The sequence below is a fragment of the Prochlorococcus sp. MIT 1323 genome, from assembly GCF_047304905.1.
GTDB classification, from domain to species: Bacteria; Cyanobacteriota; Cyanobacteriia; order PCC-6307; family Cyanobiaceae; genus Prochlorococcus; species Prochlorococcus marinus_D.
Window position 1 is genome coordinate 1,888,602 of the sequence record NZ_CP138973.1, and the last position, 25,939, is coordinate 1,914,540.

At 53.2% G+C, this 25,939-nt stretch carries 18 protein-coding genes and 1 pseudogene; 4 read left to right on the top strand and 15 right to left on the bottom strand.

Annotation, left to right across the window (positions count from 1 at the left end; all coding sequences use genetic code 11):
• The first annotated feature begins 31 nt into the window (after positions 1 to 31).
• Together gcvP and SIB68_RS09215 are read left to right on the top strand one after the other, a co-directional pair.
• A complete protein-coding gene (gene gcvP, locus SIB68_RS09210) occupies positions 32 to 2,980 on the top strand; it encodes an aminomethyl-transferring glycine dehydrogenase (RefSeq protein ID WP_063399999.1) in 2,949 nt (982 codons plus the stop codon).
• Between the two features lie 116 nt (positions 2,981 to 3,096).
• Positions 3,097 to 3,357, top strand: a complete 261-nt coding sequence (locus SIB68_RS09215; protein ID WP_063400050.1) for a hypothetical protein — start codon at positions 3,097 to 3,099, stop codon at positions 3,355 to 3,357.
• 4 nt (positions 3,358 to 3,361) lie between these two features.
• On the opposite strand, the gene SIB68_RS09220 is transcribed toward SIB68_RS09215, so the two are convergent.
• The 8 genes and pseudogenes from SIB68_RS09220 to SIB68_RS09255 form a co-directional block, all read right to left on the bottom strand.
• On the bottom strand, positions 3,362 to 3,568 hold the full coding sequence (locus SIB68_RS09220) for a hypothetical protein (protein WP_063400051.1): 207 nt from the start codon (positions 3,566 to 3,568) through the stop codon (positions 3,362 to 3,364).
• Between the two features lie 331 nt (positions 3,569 to 3,899).
• Positions 3,900 to 4,427 (bottom strand): NADPH-dependent FMN reductase, encoded by a 528-nt coding sequence (locus SIB68_RS09225; protein ID WP_063400000.1) that lies wholly within the window; start codon positions 4,425 to 4,427, stop codon positions 3,900 to 3,902.
• A 75-nt stretch (positions 4,428 to 4,502) separates the two neighbouring features.
• Positions 4,503 to 5,219: pseudogene (locus SIB68_RS09230) on the bottom strand (rubrerythrin family protein).
• A 55-nt stretch (positions 5,220 to 5,274) separates the two neighbouring features.
• A complete protein-coding gene (locus SIB68_RS09235; RefSeq protein WP_063400001.1) occupies positions 5,275 to 7,122 on the bottom strand; it encodes a diflavin flavoprotein in 1,848 nt (615 codons plus the stop codon).
• Complete coding sequence (locus SIB68_RS09240; RefSeq protein WP_063400002.1) at positions 7,122 to 8,897, bottom strand: diflavin flavoprotein; 1,776 nt, start codon at positions 8,895 to 8,897, stop codon at positions 7,122 to 7,124. Before SIB68_RS09240 ends, SIB68_RS09235 begins: the two co-directional genes overlap by 1 nt.
• Positions 8,898 to 8,956: 59 nt before the next feature.
• Complete coding sequence (locus tag SIB68_RS09245) at positions 8,957 to 10,327, bottom strand: TRAP transporter large permease (protein ID WP_081215489.1); 1,371 nt, start codon at positions 10,325 to 10,327, stop codon at positions 8,957 to 8,959.
• Positions 10,320 to 10,889, bottom strand: a complete 570-nt coding sequence (locus tag SIB68_RS09250; protein ID WP_063400003.1) for a TRAP transporter small permease subunit — start codon at positions 10,887 to 10,889, stop codon at positions 10,320 to 10,322. Before SIB68_RS09250 ends, SIB68_RS09245 begins: the two co-directional genes overlap by 8 nt.
• Positions 10,889 to 12,010, bottom strand: a complete 1,122-nt coding sequence (locus tag SIB68_RS09255) for a TRAP transporter substrate-binding protein (protein WP_063400004.1) — start codon at positions 12,008 to 12,010, stop codon at positions 10,889 to 10,891. Before SIB68_RS09255 ends, SIB68_RS09250 begins: the two co-directional genes overlap by 1 nt.
• Before the next feature lie 597 nt (positions 12,011 to 12,607).
• Here SIB68_RS09255 and SIB68_RS09260 point away from each other — a divergent pair.
• A complete protein-coding gene (locus SIB68_RS09260; RefSeq protein WP_155724920.1) occupies positions 12,608 to 12,784 on the top strand; it encodes a hypothetical protein in 177 nt (58 codons plus the stop codon).
• A 30-nt stretch (positions 12,785 to 12,814) separates the two neighbouring features.
• On the opposite strand, the gene SIB68_RS09265 is transcribed toward SIB68_RS09260, so the two are convergent.
• The 4 genes from SIB68_RS09265 to SIB68_RS09280 form a co-directional block, all read right to left on the bottom strand.
• On the bottom strand, positions 12,815 to 13,291 hold the full coding sequence (locus tag SIB68_RS09265; RefSeq protein WP_063400005.1) for an MEKHLA domain-containing protein: 477 nt from the start codon (positions 13,289 to 13,291) through the stop codon (positions 12,815 to 12,817).
• A complete protein-coding gene (locus tag SIB68_RS09270) occupies positions 13,284 to 14,180 on the bottom strand; it encodes an SWIM zinc finger family protein (RefSeq protein ID WP_063400006.1) in 897 nt (298 codons plus the stop codon). The genes SIB68_RS09265 and SIB68_RS09270 overlap by 8 nt, the downstream gene beginning before the upstream one ends.
• A 15-nt stretch (positions 14,181 to 14,195) precedes the next feature.
• Positions 14,196 to 17,399, bottom strand: a complete 3,204-nt coding sequence (locus SIB68_RS09275) for a DEAD/DEAH box helicase (RefSeq protein WP_063400007.1) — start codon at positions 17,397 to 17,399, stop codon at positions 14,196 to 14,198.
• A 192-nt stretch (positions 17,400 to 17,591) separates the two neighbouring features.
• Entirely contained in the window at positions 17,592 to 17,753 is a 162-nt protein-coding gene (locus SIB68_RS09280; protein ID WP_236068902.1) for a hypothetical protein, read from the bottom strand.
• Positions 17,754 to 17,788: 35 nt separating this feature from the next.
• Between SIB68_RS09280 and alaS the strand changes: the two genes are divergently transcribed.
• Positions 17,789 to 20,467 (top strand): alanine--tRNA ligase, encoded by a 2,679-nt coding sequence (gene alaS, locus SIB68_RS09285; protein WP_063400008.1) that lies wholly within the window; start codon positions 17,789 to 17,791, stop codon positions 20,465 to 20,467.
• A gap of 346 nt (positions 20,468 to 20,813) precedes the next feature.
• Here the strand turns inward: alaS and SIB68_RS09290 are convergent, their stop codons facing one another.
• From SIB68_RS09290 to SIB68_RS09300, 3 genes are all read right to left on the bottom strand, one after another.
• Positions 20,814 to 21,380: a cyclic nucleotide-binding domain-containing protein gene (locus tag SIB68_RS09290; protein ID WP_063400009.1), complete on the bottom strand. Its 567-nt coding sequence runs from the start codon at positions 21,378 to 21,380 to the stop codon at positions 20,814 to 20,816.
• Positions 21,381 to 21,759: 379 nt separating this feature from the next.
• On the bottom strand, positions 21,760 to 23,859 hold the full coding sequence (locus SIB68_RS09295) for a hypothetical protein (protein WP_236068904.1): 2,100 nt from the start codon (positions 23,857 to 23,859) through the stop codon (positions 21,760 to 21,762).
• The gene (locus SIB68_RS09300; RefSeq protein WP_063400010.1) at positions 23,856 to 25,769 is read right to left on the bottom strand and encodes a CHASE2 domain-containing protein; all 1,914 of its coding nucleotides are present in this window, start codon (positions 25,767 to 25,769) and stop codon (positions 23,856 to 23,858) included. Before SIB68_RS09300 ends, SIB68_RS09295 begins: the two co-directional genes overlap by 4 nt.
• Positions 25,770 to 25,939: the final 170 nt, after the last annotated feature.

The following is a 25,939-nucleotide window of genomic DNA, read 5'->3' on the forward strand; positions in this document are numbered from 1 at the left end:
AACTTCTTTCCATCTTGTTGATGAATGTCCCTTGACACTGCTTGAACAGCGTGCAGTTGAGGCTTCAAGCATTCAGTCCTCACCTTTTTTGGTGAGGCACATTGGGCCCAGCTTGGAAGACCAGCAGCAAATGCTGCTGGAGCTTGGTCATCGTGATCTTCAGAGCTTTGTTGCTGCTGTAGTTCCTCCAGACATTCTTGAGACAACGGCACCCAGCAGTTCCCTTCCTGAGGGCTGTGGTGAAGTTCAGGCTATGGAGGAACTGCGTCTCATCGCGGCGGCGAATCGGGTGAGGCGTTCTTTAATTGGGCTTGGCTATTACGGCACAGCAACGCCTGCATTGATTCAGCGACAGGTGCTTGAAAATCCTGCTTGGTATACCGCTTACACCCCTTATCAGGCTGAGATCTCTCAAGGACGGCTTGAGGCTCTGTTCAACTTTCAGACGCTGATCAGTGAGCTCACGGGGTTGCCGATCGCCAATGCTTCCTTGCTTGATGAGGGAACGGCAGCTGCTGAGGCGATGAGCCTCAGCTTTGCGATTTGCAAGCGCCCTCAGGCCCATCGTTTTCTCGTGGATGCGGAGGTTCTTCCCCAGACTCTTGCAGTGTTGAGAACTCGGGCTGAACCTCTGGGCATTGATCTCGAGGTGGCCGAGCCGATGACCTTTCAGTTTGATGCTGAGGTCTTTGGTGTTTTGCTTCAGTTGCCTGGACGTAGCGGCAGGCTCTGGGACCCCACGACCTCCATTCAGGCTGCTCATGAGGTAGGGGCCCTGGCAACTGTTGCCATTGATCCTCTTGCTCAGGTTTTGCTTGCTCCAGTGGCTGAATTTGGAGCTGATATTGCTGTTGGGAGTGTTCAACGGTTTGGGGTGCCAATGGGCTTTGGGGGACCTCACGCCGCCTTTTTTGCCACCCTTGAGATCTTCAAGCGCCAGGTCCCTGGACGTCTAGTCGGCCAGTCTGTGGATGCGGAGGGGCAACCGGCTTTGCGATTGGCGTTGCAGACCCGGGAGCAACACATCCGCCGAGACAAGGCCACCAGCAATATCTGCACGGCGCAGGTCTTATTGGCTGTGATGGCGTCGTTCTATGCAGTGCACCATGGACCCGATGGGCTCGCTGCAATCGCTAGACGAGTCCTGCTTTTACGGGCTCAACTGGAGAGGGGATTGCACCAGTTGGGCTATCCAGTCCAGTCGATAGCTCGCTTTGACACGATTGAGGTGATCTGTCGCCAAGCTCCTGCTGTTCATCAGGCAGCCGCTTTGGCGGGATTTAACCTACGGGTGTTGCCTTTGGGTGTTGCTCCAGAGGCAGCCCATGGATTTGGAATTAGTTTTGATGAGCTCAGCACCGATCAGGAGCTGAAGTCGATCCTCCAGATTTTGGCTGAGGCTGCAGGTCAGCCTGTGCCAGTTCTCGAAGACCCTGGAAACCCTCACCTTGAGGAGCTTGTTGGCTTGCCGTTGCGCCAGCGACCTTGGCTGCAGCAGCAGGTGTTCCATCGCTATCGCAGCGAAACCGAGTTGCTTCGTTACCTCCAGCGATTGGTGGGCCGCGATCTTTCATTGGTGCACGGGATGATCCCCCTGGGCAGTTGCACGATGAAGCTCAATGCTGCAGCTGAACTGATCCCCATTAGTTGGAGGGAGTTTGCGGCGCTGCATCCTTTTGCTCCTCAGGATCAGTGCCAGGGGTATCAGAGATTGGTTCAGAACCTGGAAGATTGGTTTGCAGACATTACTGGCTTTGCCGGGGTGTCTTTGCAGCCGAATGCCGGCTCTCAGGGGGAATTAGCTGGCTTGTTAGTGATTCGCGCTTGGCATCATTCCCGCGGAGAGCAGCAGAGAGATGTTTGCCTGATTCCCACCAGTGCCCATGGCACCAATCCAGCCACGTGCGTGATGGCCGGTTTGCGGGTGGTGCCTGTGGCTTGTGATGCAGACGGGAACGTGGATCTCAATGATTTGGCCAGCAAGGCAGAGGCCCATGCTCCTCAGCTGGCAGCCCTGATGGTCACCTATCCCTCAACCCATGGTGTCTTTGAACCGCAGATTCGTGAAATCTGTGAGCTCGTTCATGGTCACGGTGGCCAGGTGTATCTCGATGGCGCCAATCTCAATGCGCAGATCGGTTTTTGTCGTCCTGGGACTTATGGCGCTGATGTTTGTCATATCAATCTGCACAAAACATTTTGTATCCCCCATGGCGGTGGTGGACCAGGGGTGGGTCCGATCGCGGTGTCTGCTCATTTGATGCCCTTCCTCCCAGGTCATCCCCTCGCTGCCTGCGGCGGCGAGCAGGGAATCGGCGCAATTTCGGCTGCGCCATGGGGCAGTGCAGGCATCCTGCCGATCAGCTGGATGTACCTGCGCATGATGGGTGAGGAGGGATTGCGGCAGGCCAGTGCCGTTGCACTGTTATCTGCTAATTACCTAGCCCATCGGTTGCATCCTCATTACCCGGTGCTGTTTCGGGGTCAAGCAGGGTTGGTTGCCCATGAATGCATCCTCGACCTGCGCCCCCTGAAGCGAAGTGCAGGCTTGGAGGTGGATGACATTGCAAAGCGGTTGATGGACTACGGCTTTCATGCTCCAACTGTGAGCTGGCCTGTGGCAGGGACTGTGATGGTGGAACCCACTGAGAGCGAGAGCTTGGAGGAGCTCAACCGCTTCTGCGACGCCATGATTGCCATACGCGAAGAAACGGCAGCGATCGAGTCAGGCCAGATCGATCCTCAGAACAACCCGCTGCGACGGGCACCTCACACTTTGGCGGCCGTCACAGCAGAGGTTTGGGATCGTCCATACTCCCGCGCCGAAGCTGCTTTCCCATTGGCTGAGCAGCGCCAAAGCAAGTTTTGGCCTGCGGTTTCGCGAATTGATAATGCCTATGGCGATCGCAATTTGCTGTGTAGCTGCCCATCAGTTGAGGAGCTTGCTGATAACGCTGTTCTTAAACCTCCCCTGGTGTGAACAGATTAAAGGCAGTAACTTTTCACTGAAAACCGAATTTTTGGTTTTTAATTCAGCACATGTGGCAGTGTTTTGACCATACTGTCCCGCATCTGCACCATCGCTGGGGGGACAGCATGGATAGCGACACTTCATTGAACCAAGTAGATCAGTCCTCTAGGGGGGCTGGGGTAACTCTTCCTACCCTTCCAGATGGATTGGAATCAGCTCTGCTGCAGGGACATACCTTGGCGGTTGATGGAACCAATGTGGTGCGTGTCCCTTTTGGTGTCCGTCAGCCACGCCGTCAACGACCTGATCGTCCAGAGCGATGGGCAACATTGGTGTTGCCATTTCAATCTCAAGGACACCCCACACCTCCTCCTCATGCTGCCTAATTGATCAGGCAGCATCAAACAACTTTCTTTGTTGAGAGAGACGCCAATCCAGCATCGACTTGACATCTGTTAAGGAACAGATTGGGGTGCGGAACGGCAACAAAAGCATTGGACTGCGTTCAGGTCTAACCAACCATGTTTGGTTGCTCTGTGGCAGGAGCAGAAAACCGCGGTATCGAACAGCAGCGTTTTGGCCAGGCTGAGATCCCATCGCGCCGAGGGCTGAATGCAATGACTTGTGCATTTCAAGCCACAATATCTAGCGTGCCAATCTTTTTTTAGATTGTCTTTATGATTGGGATTATGCCTGGCTTTTGTTGCTTCTAGACAGGGCAAGGCTTCTGGCAGATCAGGCTTTTGCTCTCATTCTTAAGTTAGCAAAACCAGATTTTTTGCGTTTAAAGCCGGAGAGAGTTTCTTTTGTAAGAATCCATATCTAGTGTTCACTAGATTTAGTTTGTTTCGCAGTTCTAGGCCTTCGAAGGGTCGTCGAGAAGATCCTTATCGAGGCTGTTGCAACAAAGGTGATTGGTTCGGATGGATCAAAGCTTGAGAGGTTGCATCTGCATCAGCAGGTGCACTAAGTCTCGAATGGATTCGTCTTTGGCGGGTTTGGCGTGGTTACTCATCAGCTGCCGTCCAAGCACCTGAGCTCCGAGGTGGCTGAGTTGACTGCGCAGGCTCATCGACATGCCCATGCCGCCCCCGCCGGAAAAGCTTGCCATTGCGATTGGCCTGCCGTTGAACAAATTGCGGAAGTCATCTCCTTGCACGGAGAGCCAGGCGACGGCACTTGTGAACGCAGGTGGAATCGAGCCGTTGTATTCAGGCGCGCAGATCACCCAGTGCGTGGCCGCTATTAGCTGTTGATGGAGTGGTGCTACACCGTCTGGCATTCCAGCTTCCTTTTCCACAGGCGTGAACAGTGGCAGGCCCAAGCTTGTGAGATCGAGAATCTTGGCTCTGTGGCCCTGATGTTCAGCTTGAGCGGCGATGCGACGAGCTAGCTTTAGGTTCTCGCCATTGCTAGCGGCGATGACAAGCAGATCGGGGGGGGGGGATAACGCCATAAACCTGGTCTAACTCAAGAGATGCTGCTCTCACGCAACAAATTTGTACACGGTTTTGCTGCACCTCAGCCAATCTCAGGCCGCTTCGTTGAGTTCGGCTTCTCGGTAAGGCACGAAGTTGGCTTTTCGGGTGCCGCAGATGGGGCAGAACCAATCCTCCGGAATCGCTTCAAATGCGGTTCCTGCGGAGATGCCTGACTCGGGATCACCGATGGCTGGGTCATAGATCATCGAGCACACTTTGCAAATCTATTGACCAGCTACGGGTTGATCCGCTTCGTTGACGATGCCCTTGCCTTCCAGTGCTTTGAGGGCAACGTCGTAACGCTCGGCATGATGTTGCTCGATTGGCACTAAAAAGCCGAAGTTGTGAGCGGCACGACGAAAAAGGTTCGCGTGTTGCGGAGACTCTTCGATCTGTTCGTTGAATTCTGCTTCTGCGTCGCTGTCACGATCAGTACGGGCTTGAGCCGCGAACTCGGGATACATCGTGGTGTACTCATAGGTTTCACCTTCAATGGCCAGCTCGAGGCATCAGCTGAGGACTTGTTGCTTCTGTTGTGCATTGAGCTTGGCTGGATCGTCAATCTCTAGTTCGGGATGAAGTAGCCGGAAGTGGGCAAAGGCCTGCTCATTTTCCTGAGCAGCGGTATCGCGGAAAAGCTTGGCTAATGAATTGTTGCCAAGTGTCTTGGCAACGTCGGCGAAGAAGAGTTATTTGCGATTGGCCATGCTCTCGCCAGCGAAGGCGGCTTCGAGATTGGCGCTAGTTGTGGGCTTGGAGAGGTTTATGCAGAATCAGGTACCCAGTACATGAATGCTAGCCAGCAGTCATCGCGACCATGGACTAATAGTTGGCTCCACTCCGTCGCTGATGCACTGCCGTCGTGCCTTCTCGCTCCAGTAGGGCACCATGGCTGATCTCGGCATATAGCAGCCAGTGGTCTCCACATTCCATGCGTTGCTGTACGCATCCTTCAAGCCATGCCAGAGCATTTTTAAGCAGCGGTTGACCTGCGGGACTGGCGTCAAGCTCTAGCCCTGCGAACCGGTCTGAACCAGCTGGGAATGGTTGCAGGAAATGTTTCATCAGTTCGTGTTGCCTTCCTGCTGCCAACACATTGAGAGCGAAGTGGTCGCCCCGATGCAGCAACGCTTCAACGGCTCGGTCTTTGGCGACGGCCACGCTCAGCCCTGGCGGTGAAAAGCTGGCTTGGCTGACCCAGCTTGCGACCATTGCGCCGCTAAGCGCTGTATTCCCTTCACCTTTACGAGCCGTCAAGATGCATAGTGAGCCCACTACCCGACCAAGGGCAAGCACGGCTGGATCGCTACGGCTTGCACTCATGCCACTGGTTGCTCGTGGTTGCTGGCGTTGTTGTTGCTTGAGAAGGTCTCGGCCAAAGAGTGTGCCTGTCTCTTCCAGGGTTTTCACCATGGCAGCATCGGGACTGAACTTCACTTTTATTGGCTCGAATCCAAAGGAGAAACCACCATCACGTAGCTTCTTTTCGAGAAGTTCCAATGCCTCTCCACTCCAGCCATAGCTGCCGAATATGCCTACCTTTTTGTTGCGGTCACCTTCGGCCAGCAAGGTCCCTAGAGCCGATACGATTGGTGTTGGCGCATGCCCTCCAAGGGTTGGCGATCCAATCAAGTAGGCATCGGCTTGTTGGATTGCATTCATCAATTCATTCGCAGGTGTGAATTCGCAGTTGAGGCTTTCTACTTGAATACCAGTACTGGAGACTCCTTTTGCGAGTGCGTCAGCAATCGCCGCTGTGTTGCCGTAGGCGCTGGCGAAAAGAAGAACGACCTTTAAAGGGGCTTGTTGTTGGCTTTCACCCCAGCGGAGGTAGTCATTCAGCAGGCTCCGCCAGCTCGTTTCTATGGCTGGCCCATGGCATGGGGCGATCGTGCGGATGTCTAGCTCTTCAAGCCGCTCTACTAAGGTATCTACCTGGCTGGCCATGGGAGCCATCAGGCAGTCATAGAAATGCCGACGCTCCTCTTCTGTGCTGATGCGATTGGCTTCTGCCCATTCGCTTGTGCAGAGGTGGGCGGCGAATAGTTTGTCGCTCATCAACAAGCCAAGGCTTTCCTCGAAGGCCAGTAGACCGCCTGGCCAGCGAGCTGTGGGCGCTGGTAGCAGCCACAATGCGTGTTCATTGCTGAGGGAGAGCTTCTTTTCTTGTCGAACAATCTCAATGGATGGAAGAGACGGAAGGGATGACTCTTCCTGTTCATTGTTGTTGGGTGTTGCTGGTTTGCGTTGTTCCCAAAGCTCTCTGAGCAATTTGGCGCCGGGATTGGAACTGATTAACGCCAGCTGGGGGTAGCTGTTGGCCAGCTTTTTGAGTAACGCAACTCGGTTGGGGTTGATGTGACCAACGACCACCTTCAACGCTTTGGTATCTGCAGGTAGAGCCTTGGCGAGTGCCGGCATGAAAACCTCGGCATAGGCGTCGCCAGGGGGGTGTACGAGGACAGCCGATTGAGGTTGCCCATGTGAGTCTTCACCGGCAGAGAAAAGAAAGCTATTGGCGGTACTGCCTCGCTCCAGGGCATATTCCAGCTCAAAGCGCAGACGTTGTGGACTAAGGCCGCGCAAGCTGATCAGGCCCTTTTCGATTGGGAGTGTGATCACCGTTCGCTGCGCTGCTGCTGCAGGCTCGTGGATGGAGGACATCGACATCAGTAGTGGTTCCCTACTTTGCGGTGATGTACTGCTGTTTTAGCTTCAGCATCCGCCACATTGCCTTGTTCGACCAGGGCGTAGATGATCCAGTGATCGGGGGTTTCTAGTCGCTGTTTGACGAGGCAATCCAAGAAGGCCAGCGCATCCACGAGTACGGGGCCTCCTTTGGCAACGTTGTTGAGTACATTCACTCCTTCGAAACGATCGGCTCCGGGGGGGAAGCGTTTGAGGAATTGCCTTAGTAAGGGTTGATAGTTGTCTTCTCTTAATACGTTGAGTACGAAACGATCCCCTACTTGCATCAGGGTTTCTATGGCTCTGTCTTTGGCTACTGCGACGGTTAGCCCTGGCGGTGTGAAACTTGCTTGACTTACCCAGCTTGCGATCATGGCGCCACGTCGTTGGCAGGACTCTTCATCTTGGCTGGCGGTGACGACATAAAGGCCGCCACTCAGGGTGCCCATGGCCTTGTCAAGTTCAGTATCTAGGCTTTTCATGGCCGCAATATTTTGCTTTTGGTTGAGTAGTTGTCCAAGGTCGGTACCAGCTTCTTCGAAGCGTTGGTAGAGATTCCCGTCAGGAGCTTGCCGCACCCTTAAAGGTTCGAAAGCTTCTTTTTGCCCAAGGCTACGTAGTTGCGCTGCTACTGCATCAATTGGCTCATCATTGCCGCCATAGGCATCGTAAACGGCAACCCATTGCTTTTGATTCAAAGCTGCCAATAGGGTGCCAATTGAACTCTGCAGTTCTGCATCTGGTTGGGATGGCCAGGTTGGTACTACTACTGCCTTTGCTTCCCCAATTAATGCGCTCAGTTCTTGGGCATCAGTGGCTCGAAGATCGACTAGTTGTACCTCTCCTTTGGCTTTGCCGATGCCGTGGGCAATGGCTTGGCTGAGCCGGTCGCAAAAGCCGTAATAACTGAGATAACAGATGGCTGCATAGCTTTCTCCTTGGCTTCGTTGGCTGCTCCAGTCGCGATAGTCGTCGACCCAAAGCTTGAGATGGTGGCGGAGTAGCGGGCCGTGACCAACGGCAATTGTGGTGATCTCTGGTAGCTGATCCATGCGCTTCAAAGCCTGGACAACACTGCGCGCATTGGGCCCCATCAGGCAGTCGTAATAGAAGCGGAAGTCTGGGGCGAGTGCGGAGGGGTCCTGGTCGAAGAGTTCATCTGAGCAATAGTGCAGACCAAATGCATCACAGGTGTAAAGAATCCCTGTGGCGTGGTCGAAAGAGAAGATTGTGTCTGGCCAGTGCAGGTTGGGCGCACTCAGAAATTCGAAGCGGTGAGCGATACCGCTTGTTGGGTTAGTGCCTAGATCAAGTTCTTCGCCGGTTTTGACTTCTCGCGAGCGGAAGGGGCGATGCACCTGATCCTCTAGGAACTTGATGGCGACCTTTGAAGCAATGATTTCGATCTCGGGATTGAGATCGATGATCTGGCCCACTAGACCGGAATGGTCGGGTTCGGTGTGGCTGATGATGAGATAGTCGATCGCTTTTGGATCGATTTGCTCCTTAAGCATCGGTAGCCAGGTGTCCTCAAACTTGAGGTGGTTGGTATCGATCAATGCTGTTTGGGCACCTCGCACTAGGAAGCTGTTGTAGGTGGTGCCGTTACGAAGCCCGAACTCGATATCAAAGCGGCTGCGGTCCCAATCGAGGGCACGGATCGTGGTGGTGTCGCTAGCGATAGCTGCGCATTGGAGTGACAACCTTGGAGCAGTGTTGGGCGTTGTCACTGTGGTGTCTTTGTTCGCAACGTTCATGGACCCTTTACACCAATGTCAAAACTCTACGGAGGGTGTTCGGAGAACTGTGCTGTCGTTCAGGAGGCGGCAAGGTTGGGCAGCCAATCCACTAGGGGTGGGGCTGCAATGATCAGCACCAAGACAGCGATTTGCAGGCCCACGAAGGGCAGTGCACCCTTATAGATTTCTTGTGTGGTAATGGTTTTAGGGGCTACTCCGCGTAGATAAAAGAGTGCGAAGCCGAAAGGTGGGGTGAGGAAGGAGGTTTGCAAATTGGCGCCGATGACAACACCTAGCCAGATCAAGGCCTCGGGTCCAAGGATTTCGCGAGCTGCTGGGAGTAAGAGCGGAACGGCAATAAAGGCGATTTCAAAGAAGTCGATGAAAAAGCCGAGGCCGAAGATCGTGAGCATGCTCACGGCCATAAAACCAACCTTGCCCCCGGGTAGGTTGAGCAAAAGGTCGGCAATGAGTTGATCGCCGCCTACGCCGCGAAAGACAAGGCTAAAAGCTGTTGAGCCCAGTAAAATCGCCATCACCATGGCGGTGGTTCGCAGGGTTTCATCGCATACTTTTGAGAGGCTGCTGCGACTGAACCCTCCATTGAGCGCTGCTAGGGCCATGGCGCCCGTGGCACCAAGAACGCCAGCTTCGGTGGGTGTTGCGATTCCAAAGAAGATGCTGCCTAGCACCAAGAGGATCAGGCCTAGGGGCGGGATGATCACACGCAGCAGTTGGCCAGGTTGCATGGGGATCAGTTCTGCTGGATTCAGTTGGGGGGCGAGATGAGGTTTGAGGTGGCTGATCACGAGCACATAAGTGGCAAATGCACCAGCCATGAGCACCCCTGGAATCAGTGAGCCGAGGAACAGATCTCCTACTGAGACTCCCAACTGGTCGCCGAGAACCACCAAGACAATGCTGGGTGGAATGATCTGGCCAAGGGTGCCTGAGGCAGCAATGACCCCCGTGGCGAGTGAGCGGTCGTAGCCCGCTCTCAGCATGGCCGGTAGAGAGATCAGCCCCATAGTGGTGACTGTCGCTGCTACGACTCCGGTGGTGGCAGCGAGCAGTGAGCCCACGAGCACGACGGCCAGGGCCAGGCCACCGCGGAGTTTGCCGAGTAGACGTCCCATGTTCTCGAGCAGTCGCTCTGCAATACCTGATGTCTCGAGCATGGCGCCCATGAACACAAACGCCGGAATGGCCAACAAGGTGAAGTTGGCCATGATCCCCAGGATTCGCTGCGGCAGAGCGGTAACGAACAGTGGATCGATCACACCAAGAGCCATGCCCAGCAACGCGAAGATCACGGCAATGCCACCGAGGCAGAAGGCCACTGGATAGCCGCTCAATAGGGCGAAGACCAGGGCTATAAACATCCCAGGCCCAAGTGTGGTGGCGGGATCGAAACTGATCACATGGTCGAGTAGTTCAATCTCAATCAAGGCGATCTCCGCCCTGTTCCGCTTCAGGGTTGAATGGCCTAAATGTTTGGGCTTTTAGCTTTGCCCAGGCTCGAATGGCTTCGGCGACGCCTTGTAGGGCCAAGAGTAGGAAGCCCAATGGGATGAGGGATTTAACCCAGTAGCGCGGCAGGCCGTTGGGGTCGGGTGAGGCTTCGCCGATCCTCCAAGACTGCAGGGCGGGTTCGAGCGAGATCAGCATCACTCCCAGGGCAAATGGCAACAGGAAGACCAGGGTGCCAAGCAGCTCCATACGTGTTTGGTGCTTTTCTCCCCAGCGGCTTTGAAGCACATCAACCCGCACATGCCCATGGCGTTGGAGGGTCCAGCCCAGTCCCAGTAGGAACACCAGATCAAAGAGGTACCACTGCCCTTCGATGAGACCGTTGGAGCTGAGATTGTGGCCGATGGACACACCCAGATAGCGCCCCACAACGTTCCAGAGCCCTAATCCCAACATCATCAACACCGACCAGCGAGCAATGACTGCAAAGGCCTTGTTTAAGGCGTCAAGGCGTTCTGCTAGGTCTAGCCAGCGTCTCATCAAGTTCCTTGCAGTTGGTCGTAACTGAAGCGAGCGAATGAGAACTCATTGACGTTGTTCCAGGCGTAAACCTCCTTACGGAAGCCTTGCCATTGCTGAAGCAGGCTGCGGAAGCTGGCATCTTTTGCGGCGGTATCGCTATAGAGCTGGAAGGCTGCTTCTTGGGCAGCTTTAAGGATGCTTTGGTCATAGGGAACCAGCTCGGTGTTGCCCTTTAAAAGCCTTTGCAGAGCAGCCCCGTTGAGGTTGTCGTATCGGCTGAGCATGGTGAGGTTGGCTTCGTAACAGGCGGTTTTGAACATCGCTTGGTATTCGCTCGGCAGCTTGCTCCAGGCTTGTTGGTTGACCAGAGCTGCAAGGGTGGGGCCGGGTTCCCACCAACCTGGGTAGTAGTAGAAGCGTGCGGCTTTGGCTAGGCCAAGCTTTTCGTCATCGTATGGGCCGGTCCATTCAGCGGCGTCGATCGCGCCACGCTCTAGAGCCAGGTAGATCTCTCCACCAGGCAAAACCTGCACATTGACGCCAAGGCTGGCAAGTACCTTGCCGCCCAGGCCAGGGATACGCATTTTGAGTCCCTGTAGAGAACTCAGGCCCTCGAGTTTGCGCTTGAACCATCCGCCCATTTGTGCACCGGTGTTGCCAGCGGGGAAGCTGATCACTCCGAAATCGGCATAGAGGTTGTTGATGGCGTCGTTACCGCCGGCTTCGTAGAGCCAAGCGTTCTGTTGTTGTGCGGTAAGGCCAAACGGTACGGAAGTGCCGAAGGCAAAGCCGGGATTTTTGCCAATGTAGTAGTAACTGGCGGTATGACCGCACTCGACGGAGCCCGCCTGAACCGCATCAAGGACTTCTAGGCCTGGTACGAGCTCGCCGGCCGCATAGGGCTTGATTTGGAAGTTGCCTCCGCTTAGTTCATTCACCCTTCTGCTGATTGTTTCGGCCCCCCCGTAAATCGTGTCTAGAGAGGGGGGCCAGCTGGTGGCCATTCGCCAGCGGATCTTGGGCTGGCTGCTACTGCCGCTTTCTTCCTCTCTACGGATTGTGCAGGCACTGAGAATGCCTGCGCCGACGGCTGCTGAGACAGCCGTAGCACCAGACCCGAGTAGTTTTCGACGTTGCATACAGTTCTCTGGGTCGCTGCGATTTTACGGCGCATCTACAAGTTCAGAGCAACGATGTCAGTTGAAGAATGAAGTTTGGAGTTGCTTTTCGGGCTAGGGCTGGTCCAAACGAGCACTCCCCCACAACATTGAGTCATGCTTAAAGGGTCTTGTTGGTATCACACGTCGTTCTTCAGCTGAACCGTGTTCGCGATGTGATGCTTGGTTTTTGGCGAGGCTGATCTCGAGAATCGCATCGGGCTAGGCGGCTTTTGTCTGTTCGCGCTCTCCCCCTTAGGGCCAGTGGAAGTGATGATGCAAGACCTCATAGCAGAATGTTTTGAGTAGTGCATGATCCAAAACTTGGACAGCAGGATCAGAGGCTCTTTGTTGTTATTTGTCGGCTAAGTGTTTTCGTCTTTGTTGTGCCCTTAATTATTGAATATTAGGGTCAGTTTGGTAGTGTTTTTAACTCATGGTGGCTTGGCCTAAATCCGATCGGTTAACTGAAATTGTGTAACTTTCATTTCTATTTGCACGATTTCAGTTGTAGCGATGGGCTGGGATGTGTCGAGCTACTAGTTACTGTCCCAGGCGTTTAAAAGAATCAAAGGAAGATTGGTTTTTGATCAGCATTCTTCGATTCTCAAAGCAGAAAATATTCATGGCTTAAGTGATTGCCCTAAAGTCAATCTGTGGATTTTATCCGAACTTCATTTGTTAGAAAATGGTGCATACGTATTGGCTGATGATCCCCTTAATTTTTTGCATGAACTTGGTTTCAAGGCAGCGTGAAGATTTGATTGTTAATGGGCTGGTGTGCAGTCATAACCAACACCAGCTGCCGATCGCAGCAGCTTGGCCGATGCGTAGACCTTCTTGATTCCATAGGGTCCATATGCGTGCGTTCTGGATTAGAAACCTTCGCCCTTCATGGTTAATACGGATCCCTTGATAGTCCTTGATTGCATCCTGTTGGAGCGCTTTGTCTAAGGCATTGGCGCGTGCATCTTGTTCGCTGGTTGGTGCTGTCAAGCGGGAAGGCATGCCGACCATCTCTGCCCAGCGCCGTCCCCACAGCTGAAGTGCTGCAGCATTGGCATAGCTGAGATTTGGATCGTGCCCGTCACTATGGGCCAGTACGGGCTGTCTTGAGGCAAATAGTTCCTGACTGGCAAGACGTTGTGAAGGCTGCCGCCGCTCACATGCCAGAAGTGGGTGATTGAAAGCTTGTTGGTGAGAGATTAAAAGTAGGTTCACCAGCTCCTGCTTCTCCGAAGATAGCCAGGGGGGTTCAGCCACCGGTGGCCATCGCCTGAAGCATGGCTTGCTGGGATAGGGCTTGTCCCTGCTCCCTGAGATGATTCAGGAAAGTCTGACGGGCTTTTGGGAAGCGGGGTTCTTCGGCCAGGGGTAGATCACCTGCTGCATCGAGCCCTGTGTCGCCTTCCATGGCTGGAGTAATCACCACTAGATCGGCATCGAGGCTGGAGTCGTAGCGCCACCATAAGCTCGGGTCCACAACGGCGGGATGGGGTGGTACAGGCAGCTCGTCGCTGCTGGATGGCTCAGCAGGAACCTCATTCTTTTCGGCAGCTGTTTCTGCCAGTTTTGCGAGTGCATCACGCCGTTGTTCGGCTAGATCCGCAAGCAATTTGTTGCGGGTGCGACCGCGTAGCTGAAACAGTACAAAGGGATCTTCGCTGAAGCGATCCCCCATCAGGAAATAGATGGCGCTGATGTGTTTGCAGGGATTGGCTTTATCTGGGCAGCTGCATTCACTGCGGACTTCCTGCAGCTTGAAGGGAAAAAGACGTCGACCACTGGCTGCAAATGCCCGCTCGATGTCTGCCGGCATGATCCCTGCCAGCAACTGGGCAGACCAGCGCGCTTTCTGGGTAAGGGCTTCTAGTACATACCCCCAGTCTTCGTCGTTGAGGACATCAAGCCAGAGTTTCACCTTGTAGGGGTCTTCACCGGTGCCCTGGACGCGGGCGTGTACTCTGCGACCCTCGAAGCGTATTGAGGTGACATTGCCTTCTCTGGCGTAGGTCCAGGCACGCTCAAGTCGCTTTTTGAAGCGATAGGAATTAATCAATTCCATCCATTGCTCCACCCACCAAGGCTGTTGCCCTAGCCCCTCTTCCCCTAGGGCGGTTGTGATGCTGGTGTTGTTGGTGCTGCTTGTCATGACGTCATCTTTGAATCAGCTGTCTTCTAGGGCCACTAGTTCGCGCAATTGACTGACGCCTAAGCCACCTAACCAGTCTTCTCCAGAGCCAATGATGTCTTCGGCAAGTCGAGATTTTTCACGAATCATGCGATCAATTTTTTCTTCAACTGAGCCGCTGGTGATGAATTTGTGCACCATCACCCGATTGGTTTGCCCGATCCTGTAAGCGCGATCAGTGGCCTGGTTTTCTACGGCAGGATTCCACCAGCGATCAACATGAAACACATGGCTAGCCCGCGTCAGGTTGAGGCCTACACCACCGGCTTTGAGTGACAGCAGGAACAGTTGGGGTCCACGTGGATCCTCCTGGAAGCGATCAACCATGGCCTGACGTTCAGTTTTGCTTGTGCTGCCGTGCAGGAATGGAACTTCAAAGCGCCAGCGTTGTTGCAGGTAGGCCTTAAGGAGATGACCCCATTCTGCGAATTGGGTGAATAACAGAGCGCGATCTCCTGCCTCGATTACTTCTTCGAGAATTTCTTCCAAACGCAGCAGCTTGGCGGAGCGGTCCATGAACCCTTTGGTAACGGTTTGTTCTTTGAGGGCTAGGGCGGGATGGTTGCAGATTTGCTTCAGTCGGGTAAGCAATCCGAGCACCTTGCCATGACGTTGACCCCTGGGTGCGCGGGCAATGGCCTCCAGTGTTTCATCCACTGTGTTGCGATAGAGGGCTGCCTGTTCTTTGCTCAGCCCCACCCATTCGCTCAGCTCTACTTTTTCGGGTAGGTCGGAGATGATTGCCTTGTCGGTTTTTAGTCGTCTCAGGATGAAGGGACCAACACGGCCCTTGAGGTCTCGCAGGGAAGACATGTCGCCATAGCGCTCAATTGGCAGCCGGTAGCGCTGGCGGAAGAAGTCTTCTTCACCGAGAACCCTTGGGTTAAGGAAGTCCATCAGTGCCCAAAGTTCACTGACTCGGTTTTCTACGGGTGTGCCGGTAAGAGCAATCCTGAAGCGATTGTTTTTGTCTGGGCGACCCATATCGCGTGCTGCTTGGCTCTGTTTGGCGTTGGGGTTCTTAATGGCTTGGGCTTCATCGATGACCACGCCTTGCCAGTCGACCGTTTCCAGGAGCTCACTATCTCGCTGCAGGAGCCCATAACTGGTGAGAACGAGGTCTAAGCCTTTGAGTGCTTTCTTTAAGGCGGCGGGGGTAGAGGGCCGACGCGGCCCATAGTGTTCGCGTACGTTTAACTCTGGTGTGAAGGCCAATGCCTCTCTCTTCCAGTTGGTGAGTACGGACGTGGGAGCGATAAGCAATACCGGTCGTTTGAGTTCCTGTTCCGCCTTGAGGTGTTGCAGGAATGCCAGTAGCTGGATCGTTTTGCCAAGGCCCATGTCGTCGGCCAGGCATGCCCCTTGATCGAAGCGATGCAGGAAGGCCAGCCAACCCAGACCCCTTTCCTGATAAGGCCTTAGTTGACCGCAGAAGCCTTCGGGAGCAGGTAGGGGGTCTGGTGCTTTTTGCTGGTGGTACTGCTCCAACACCGCCTGTAGTCGTGGACCGGCCTCAAAGCGGTGAACGGGCAGTCGCATCAGCGTGTCGCCATCGGTTGCGGTAAGGCGCAAGGCATCGTCGAGGCTGATGCCTGGATTGACGCTGCAGAAGTGTTCCGCATGTTTGAGATCGTTGGGCCGTAATTCGATCCAGGCGCCCTTGTGGTTGACAAGCGGGCTGCGCTTGCTTGCTAGTCGCTCCAGTTCGCGAAGCGTCAGGGTGACGCCACCGATCATGAGCTCCCAACTCCAGTCGAGGGTTTCGCCCAAAGTGAAACCTCTAGATCTCTCCGATAGCTCCGCCTTGATCGCTAGGCCTAGGCGACTGGCCAGCCCTCCCGAGAGGCTGGCAGGCAATTCCACGCCAACGCCAACATCACGCAGTTGGGTCGCTGCAGTGCGCACCAATACAAAGGCTTCAGCAGGGGTGAGCTGCATTGCTTCTGGTGTGGCGCTGTCGAGGCCTCGTTCGATCGGTGCAAACACCGTGAGGGCTCGCCCCATGCCTTCCAGTAGCACCTCGCCTGGATGTTCCACACGGATTTCGCCTAGTTGCAGGACCTTGGGACCAGCTGCCCAGGCTGCTGCGGCCGGTACTTTGATCGTGGGATCAGCCTCAGCCTGTAAAGAGAAGCGCAGCTCCCAGAGGTCTTCCCCTTCTCCGGGAGTGAAGAGTTCTAAGCAGGCCCTGGCTGGTGCGACGTTGCCAGCCACGCCTTCACGCCAATGGTTGCTTGCTGTAGCTAGACGTTCGGCTTCCTCATCGGGGAGGTTGATCACGCCGCTGTCCGACCCCAGTGCTTCCTGCCAGGCTGTGAGCAATGGGTCTAGGCCTTGCTGACTCGCTTCAAATCCGGTGCGCAGTTGGGCATCCAAGAGTTCTTCCAGCAAGCTGGCTACGCGAAGGCGACCGCTGCGGGGTCGGCATGAAGCCACAGGGTTAGCGGCTCGCATCGCCTCTGGTCTTAGGCGGGTCATTCGGTTGCTACGCCTTCCGGTGGGCTCCCGCCAGGGGAGGGCGCAGGTGGCCACTAAGGGAAGCTGAGCGGCAAGGTCTTCGAGGCGGCGGCGATCATCTTCACGGTTGAGTAGCGGTGTCCAGCGTGCTCGGTGGGGATAGCCCTCTCCCTTGCTGAGTTCCACCTGGGGTAGCCAACGTCCGCGAGCAATCATGCTCAGGGCCCAGCGCTGTAGATGGCTCCACCAGCGCAATTCATCGGCCAGATCAGGATGATCTCCTGAAAGAGGCAGTTTCGAAAGCCAGGCCGTTGCGGCAGCAGGTTCCACTGCCAGGCCTTGCACCTGCCAGGGCCACCATTCCGTTTGTTTGGGAATGGGTTCGCCTGCTTGTAAGGGCAGTCCTGTCCAACTTGTTTTGTTGTCTTTGGCTTCGTCGGATTCAGTGGATACGTTCTTGGTTTTGCTTCGCGGTTTGACTGTTCGGCTAGGCAGGGTCAGACATGCTGTGGCGTCGATAATTTCATCAGGCAGTAGATCGCGCTCGATGAGCCACGCACGTAGATCGTCTGGGCTGAGGGTGAAGGGGTGGAGTGCGGGAGTTGCTGCTGGTCCTGCTGGGGTAGCGACTCGCCAGGTATCTGCCCACACAAGGAGCGCAGGGCGACCGGAGCTGGTCGGAGTACGGATGGCTGGAAGCCAGGTGGCGTGCAGCAGGCTCATGGCCGCGACGCAAAAAGTATGTGTTGGGTTTCTTGGAGCAGGAGTGCACTGCCGATCAACGGCAACCATCCACGCAGGAGTTCCATAACCAATCATGCCAGGGCGCCGGTCCCCTAGCTATGGCCAGCTGCTTTCGAGGGGGTGTGGCTGTGGATTGCGCAAGCTAAAGCTGCCATAGAGCAAGCCCAAGCCTTAGGAGCGCAAGTCCATTGCCAGTTTGAAGGGCAGGTTTAACAGGGCTGCACGCATGCCTGAAGTTGGCATTGCCCAAGCGAATGCAAATACATCTGGGCCCCAACCATTGGGTTGGTTGCGGTGGCGGGCAACGTCATAGGGAGGTCCAAAGGCGATCATGGCTGGTGGATCCTTGTTCCACGTCCGAATTCTTCATGGCCGTTGCAAGATCATTGCGTTCTGGTGATTCGCGACCTCGCACTGGGTCAGAGATCCGCACTGCTTTTCTGACATTTTTTGCTGAGCGTGCGCATCAGGTGATTCCTAGTGCTTCGTTGGTTCCTGAAGACCCCACGGTGCTACTAACCATTGCTGGCATGCTGCCGTTTAAGCCCGTTTTCATGGGTCAGGCTGAACGCCCTGCGCCGCGGGCCACCAGTAGCCAGAAATGTATTCGCACGAATGACATCGAGAACGTGGGTCGCACAGCGCGGCATCACACGTTTTTTGAGATGCTTGGCAACTTCTCTTTTGGCGATTACTTCAAGCAACAAGCGATTGAGTGGGCCTGGGAGCTCACGACAGAGGTGTTTGGACTTGATCCGAAGAATTTGGTGGTGAGCGTCTTTCGAGAGGACGATGAGGCTGAGACCATCTGGCGAGATGTGGTGGGGGTGAATCCCAAGCGCATCATTCGTATGGATGAGGCTGATAATTTTTGGGCTTCAGGGCCGACTGGCCCCTGTGGACCTTGTTCGGAGATCTATTACGACTTCAAGCCGGATCTGGGCAACGACGACATTGATCTGGAAGACGACGGTCGTTTTGTTGAGTTCTACAACCTGGTTTTTATGCAATACAACCGAGATGGGGAGGGCAATCTCACCCCACTCGCGAACCGCAATATTGATACCGGCATGGGCTTGGAGCGGATGGCTCAGATTTTGCAGGGCGTCCCTAATAACTATGAAACTGACATTATTTACCCATTGATCGAGACGGCTGCTGGGCTGGCGGGTCTCGATTATCAAAAGCTTGATGAGAAGGGGAAGACCAGCTTCAAGGTGATCGGCGATCACTGCCGCGCGATTACGCATTTGATCTGTGATGGGGTTACTGCTAGCAACCTTGGTCGCGGCTACATCATGCGGCGTTTGCTTCGCAGGGTGGTGCGTCATGGGCGACTGGTCGGGATCGAGAAGCCTTTCTTGCAGGCCATGGGGGAAGCGGCGATTGCCTTAATGGTGGAGGCTTACCCCCAGCTTGAGGAGCGCCGAAAGCTGATTCTGGCGGAACTCAATCGCGAGGAGGCCCGCTTCTTGGAAACGTTGGAGCGCGGTGAGAAGGTGCTGGCTGATGTGTTGGTTGCTAATCCCCAGATGATTTCAGGGGGCCAGGCCTTTGAGTTGTACGACACCTATGGCTTTCCTTTGGAACTCACCCAGGAGATTGCTGAAGAGCATGGTTTGACTGTGGATCTCCAAGGATTTGAGCAAGCGATGGATCAGCAACGTCAGCGGGCCAAGGCCGCTGCAGTGAGCATTGATCTCACGCTGCAAGGGGCTATCGAGCAAATGGCAGCTGAGTTGGAGGCCACTCGCTTCAAGGGTTATGAGGTCTTAGAGCAGCCTTGCTGTGTCTTGGCCCTAGTCGTGAATGGGGAGTCGGCCGAACGAGCCAGCGCTGGTGACAGTGTGCAGATCGTGCTCGATACCACGCCCTTCTACGGTGAAAGTGGCGGCCAGGTGGGTGATCACGGTGTGCTTTCGGGTGAAGGATCTGGCGGCAATGGTGTGATCGTGACTGTTGACGATGTGAGTCGTCATCGCAACGTATTTGTGCATTTTGGTCGTATTGAGCGCGGCACGTTGGCTCTGGGCGACCTGGTTAACGCTCAGGTGGATCGGGCCTGTCGTCGCCGTGCCCAGGCCAATCACACTGCAACTCACCTCTTGCAGGCGGCGCTCAAGCAGGTCGTTGATTCGGGGATCGGTCAGGCAGGTTCTCTGGTGGACTTCGATCGCTTGCGCTTCGACTTCCACTGTTCGCGAGCTGTTACGGCCAAAGAACTCGAGCAGATTGAGGCTTTGATTAACGGTTGGATCATGGAATCTCATGATCTGATTGTTGAAGAGATGTCGATCCAAGAGGCCAAGGCTGCCGGCGCTGTAGCGATGTTCGGAGAGAAGTACGCCGATGTGGTGCGCGTGGTGGATGTGCCAGGTGTGTCGATGGAACTTTGCGGCGGAACCCATGTGGCCAATACAGCTGAGATCGGCTTGTTCAAGATCGTTGCTGAGAGCAGTGTTGCTGCAGGAATTCGGCGGATTGAGGCTGTGGCTGGTCCGGCGGTGCTGGCGTATCTCAATGAGCGCGATGAGGTGGTGAAGAAACTTTTGGAGCGCTTGAAGGTGAAGCCCAGCGAAATCGTCGAACGGGTGACATCGCTGCAGGAGGAGCTGAAGAGCAGCCAAAAAGCGTTGACTGCAGCACGGGCTGAATTAGCGGTCGCGAAGTCAGCGGCCTTGGCAACCCAGGTAGTAGCTGTTGGTGAGTACCAGTTGTTGGTGGCCCGTCTTGATGGTGTGGAGGGTGCGGGCTTACAAAACGCAGCTCAGGGTTTATTGGATCAATTGGGGGATGGTGCTGCTGTTGTGTTGGGAGGTTTGCCTGATCCGAGCGACGAAGGCAAGGTGATTTTGGTAGCGGCCTTTGGCAAGCAGGTGATCGCTCAGGGTCAGCAAGCGGGCAAGTTCATTGGCTCGATCGCTAAGCGTTGCGGCGGCGGCGGCGGGGGGCGCCCCAATCTGGCCCAGGCTGGGGGGCGCGATGGAGCGGCTCTGGATGGAGCATTGGAAGCGGCAAAGGTTGAGCTGAAGCAAGCCTTGGGCTGAGCTTGTAATTGCAGGGAGACGTCTTGACTAAGAGCTTGATTGTTGAGATGTTAAGTAATTGTATGACCTTGCATTAGTTTTCTTATTGAGCTCATTCAACGATATTTGCTACGACTTTAGGGCGGGAGCTTTGCAGGATAAGATTAATCTCCTGATAATGGATTTCTAGTTTTTTGATGAGGATTTTCTAGTCTAATCTAGAAAATTGTTTTTCTTGGGAGTCAAGTTGCTATTTATCAAGATGGGGTCTCTTTTGCTGGTTTTGAGTCGGCCTGGCGAGGTGCTCTATTAATACTTGAAATCCACGATGAACAATATATCATTGGTTGATGAATGATATCTTTGGTTATTCATTCTCCCTATAGCGGTGTTTAAGTTGTTCGGCTGTTAGTGAAACGAACTGGCTCAGACTTTTTAAGTCTTGCAGTGCTTTGTCCAATAAAACATCATCCCCTTTGCAGGCTCCGTTGATTCCATCAAGTAGCAATGTGATTACCTTATTGGTATTGCGGACACGCTCACTCATCAGAGCAAGCAGTTCGATCAGCAGTTCGGAGTCATAGATCAGTGCTTGGAGTAGATCGTTACCGTTGATTTGGAGTAGTTCTGCAGGTCCATCAACCACCCGGACATCAGCAGAGTGAGTGCCATCGCCGAATAGGCCCATCTCCCCCAATAATGCTTCGGCTTCAATCATTGTCAGCGTGTGAGGAGATTGCCCTTGTTGTTGGATCTCAATCGCCACCTTTCCTTGAGTCAGCAGAAGCAGGTGCTTGGCTGCTGTGTCTTGCTTGATGAGCAGCTCTCCTGGCTTGGCATACAAGCTTTTGGGATGGAGTGCATTGGCGTGGGTCGCCAGCAGTAACTTCAGTCGCTCGCGGACTCGCTGAAGTTGAGGTTCTTGTCCCCACATGGCTGCCGTGGATGGCTTTCATTATCTTGCTATGACTGGCGACATCGTGCAGAACCAATGCAAGCTGGTCCGTTATAGGGAAACCCTTTTTTAGATCAAACAGCAATGTTGGCGACTGGAATCGCTTTTCAAAATGATTGGCCTTAGATCAAGGCTTAATTTGTCTTCTCATCAATATTGTGCAGTGCAATGAATTATGTTTGCGTGAAAAAGCCTGAAGATTTCAGGCTTGAGTTCATGTTTTTGGCGGGACAATCAAATGCCAACCCTTTACAGATGGTCGATTGGCTGACTTTTCATCGATGCTTATTGATGGCAGAGCTTGTTGCCTGATTGCAAATTACGTGTATTTATATTTGTGGCTTGATTTTCTGTGTCATCAGTCATTGCCCCAACTATTATTGCGCCTATTATTATTCGTATTTCCAGCTGTATTTGTATTTGTGGTTTGATTGTTCGCATCGTTACTCGATGTACTGGTGGAGTTATTGCCTGAATCGTTACTAGAAGTATCTGTAGAGTTATCGCTTGAGTTGTTGGTAGAGTTATCGTTTAAATCATTGCTAGAAGTATCTGTAGATGTATCCTTCTTACTGGCTGAATCAGATTTGTTGTTTTTGGTTTCTTTGGACTCATTTAACTCAGTTTGTATTGAGTCGCTAATTGATTGAAGTTGAAGTCTTCCCCCAAAAGGTTTATTATTCAGAATAAAAGTAGGGTTGATTTTGGGCTCACCTTTTGTAGTTGTATTTAAAATATTGTAGAAATCGCGAATCAGCATGGGTTCGAAGTTGTTACTTGGGTCATTTTTTGGTAAGGGGGTTATGGGTTTATAGCTCAGCAGCTCATTAAATGTTTTGGCTATTCCAATGCGTTCTGGAGGAGGTGTTTGGCCTTTGATGTGTTTAATGACTAGCTGGCTGAAATACTTAGGAGTCATTTTCATGCGACTTAGGATAGTTCCGCCTGGGTTTATTATCACTTGCTCACCAGCTTTGATGATATAAGTATCATTTTGCCCGTTGGCAGTATTAGAGCCAAGGCCCTGAGATAAAGCGTATGTTACCATTTTTTTCTCGAGGTATTCAAGCGCTTTCTGTTCTACTAGATCATGATTCTTCATCCACATTGCTCGTCCTGGAACTGAATCTTGGATGGCAGGTGATTCGTATGCTTGTACATTATCAACAGTTTGTTCCACAATTAGCGACTTGACTGGCTCTGATTCGTACGGGGGCGTAATTTGTCCGATAGATGCAACTAGAAATTTTGTATTTTTCGATTGCTTGACCTGGGAGACTTCAGTTCTTAAGGCTGTGTTATTTCTAGAAATAGGTGGGGCTTCTACAAAGCTTCCGCCAATGGGAAATCGATAGGATATCTTGCCTCCTATGGTTGTATCCGCAATACCATCGTAGGATCCGTAGGCAAATAAATTAAGTCTTGAACCGATTGGGATATTCAATCCTACGCGCCCACCAGCATAGTTATTACCTATCCCTGCAAGTAGATATGGCGATAAGGATAGGGTGATGGGCTCTTGATCAATTTCAGCAATAGGCATTCCTACCGTCGCACTGGCAAAGGAGAATTGGCTCTCGCAGTTGTCTACGGGAACCCCACCAGCAGCAGCAAACTTCCAACGATTTTGTTCTGTCTCTACTCCTAACGAAAGCTGTGAGCGAGAACAACTATCTTTAATTTGGCCCTGCCAATGGGTGTACCCCGCCATAACTCCATTGCTTCTTTGGTTATTGGGATCAAACCAGCGATATCCGAATTCTTGGCTTACTCCCCATGCCTTGTCGAAGTTAGAGGATGACGATGTAAGGCTATAGAGAACTGAACTCCCGCTATTTTGACTGAGAGGTTGAAAGTATGCTAAGTCACCTAAAATAAGCCCCTCAAAATCACTGTTATTGGAATTATTCCCCCAGATGGTTCCACCAATTCCAATCACTGGATTAAGTCGTGGATGCAGGGTGAGAATGTCGGCGTCTGGCTCGTTGAGCAAGGCTGCTTCAGATTTGCCGCTGATTTGAGCTTCTCCAGTGAGTACAGCAAGATCATAATTACCTTCTTCGTTGATGCTTAAGACATAGGTCGTACCACGAATTCCAAGAACCTTGCTACCGATGCAGCTGCGCTGGGTACCGTTAATCAGGACAGACCCATTGCTTAAACTGAAGCAGTCTTCACCGAGGTTGATCAAGCTGTTTTTGCCGAGATATCCAAGAGCGCGACGATCAAACAGCAATTCAGTTCTGCTGCTGCCTGTGCTTATTTGTTGTCCCTCTTTGGCCGATTGCTTCACGCGGGCTTGATTTTTATCGATATAAACTTCGTTACCATCAACAATGCGTTGAATGGTTGCTTGTTTAAGGGATGAAGCGAAAGCAGGGCTAATGAAACCTTGTAATACGATCAGCCACAAGAAAAGTTTTCTTGGCTTCATCGTCAACTCTTTGAGAATTGTCATTCTTTACTTGATTCATTCAGGAATTTAGCTTTGCTATGGACGCTTTTAATCGCGTACACGTGCTGTGCTTTTTGGCCTCGTATCTCATAAAGTCCTAAGTTTTTTAGAGTCCATTGGTCGCCGAGGAGTTGAGCTACTTCCTCGCTCATAACCACTGTTTGATTGCTTTGTTTGGCTATTTTTTCGAGCCGGCTAGCAGTGTTGACAGCATCGCCGATCACCGTGTAATCCATGCGACTGCGGGAGCCAATGTTGCCGCTGATCACAGTGCCATAACTAAGCACAACCACCTGTTCCCAGGATTCTTCACCTTTATTGTTCCAGTGTTGATTGAGCTTTGTTAGCCGTTTCTCGATATCTAAAGCTGCTTCGATGGCGGCTTTTGCCTCCACCTGACTGCTTCGCTTGATTGGTGCTCCAAAAACAGCCAAGGCGGCATCACCAATGAATTTATCCACCGTGCCTCCCCGTTGATGGATGGCTTCTACAACTTCGGAGAAATAGAGGTTTAGCCTTTCCACCAGTCGGGGTACTTGACCACTTTCTGACATGGATTGGGTGAAGCTGGTGAAGCTGCGAATATCGGTCATCAACACCACGACTTTCGTGAGTCGTCCACCCAGGATGTCATCTGCTTCCTCAGGTTGATTGGCGATCTCCGCGGCTACGGCTGGTGATAAGTAGCGCCCTAGGCTTTGACGTAGGCGTCGTTTTTGCCATTGGAGTTTCAATGTGGCACCAGCACTACTGATGATGCCTGCCGCGAGTGCTCCAGCAGACAGGCTCACCAAACCAACCTCAAGGCCAAGTTGGGCGATGAATAGGAGGCTTAGTAGCAGTAGGCCTGAAGCAATCGCCGTCAGCATTCCCAGGCGAGTGAGAGGACGTTCCCAGCGCTGAGAGGCCAAAGCCATAAGTACCACCATTACTCCTAGCAACAGCGACCATCCAGGCGATTTGTGGGGGAACAGCAGGGCGCGGCCTTCTATTTGATTGGCGATTTCCGTCGCGTGGACTTCCACGCCAGGCATTCCTGCACCTCTTGCAAATGCTGTTTGGTGTAAGTCTTGTAGTGATGTAGCCGTTGGACCGATTAGGACTATTTGATTGCGCAGTTGCCCAGACTCTTTCAATGCTGCATAGCTGTTTGGCTCTAGCAGTTGCCAGATGGAAAGGGTAGGAATCGTGCGCGGTGGGCCGTAGGGATCCAGGAGTGGCAACCAACCATCCCATTTCACATGATGATTAACTGGTAGTTCTGCAGCTTGTAAGAGCGCAACCCCAAGGCTACGAGGAGTGTTTTTGCCAAGACTCTTGCTGACCGTGGTGGCATAGGTGTTCGGGCGTTGGCGGACCACACCATCAGCATCTTGGAATCCATTGAGTAGTCCGTGTTGGTTTGTTCCCAATGCAGCGCTAAGTGCAGGCGTAGCACGCAGAAGGCTTAGGCCTCCTACCGCACCACGGCTTTCGAGCACTTGTGCTGCCAATACGACTTTGGGTTGGAAGCGGTTTATGCTGACGGCTAAGACCTGATCGTCGTTTGGGCCATAGATACTTGGGCTATCGAAGAGCAGGTCAACACCAACAGCCTTCACTCCACAGGCAAAGAGGCGATCCAAAACCGTTGCGTAGATTTTTCGCGGCCATGGCCAATGCTGCAAACTACGTAAGTCTCTTCTCTCACTGAGATCTGTATTGGAGGCTTGTTGCAGGCTGAAGTCGTCAATGGCCACGATCGTGATGCCATCAGGAACCCGACGTGGGCCACGAAGCTCTTGGGCAGCATCGACAAATGCCAGTTCAAGAAGCTCTATTTGGCTGGGATAGAGCAAGCCAATGCCGCCAATCACCACTCCAAGGCTTAAGACAGCCGCTTGGCGCTTGATCCACTCGCCCTTTGTCGCCATCCATGCTCAAGACTGCTAATAACCATGGTGATGCCAGTCGTTCTGAACAGCCAGCTCTTGTTGCATTAGGCAGGAACAGCTTTGTCTTGAGATCGACAGTTGTTATGAGGAATAGTGCATGCTTAGTGTGTGAGTGAAGGTTGACTAATGTGCCAATAATTGATTCATAT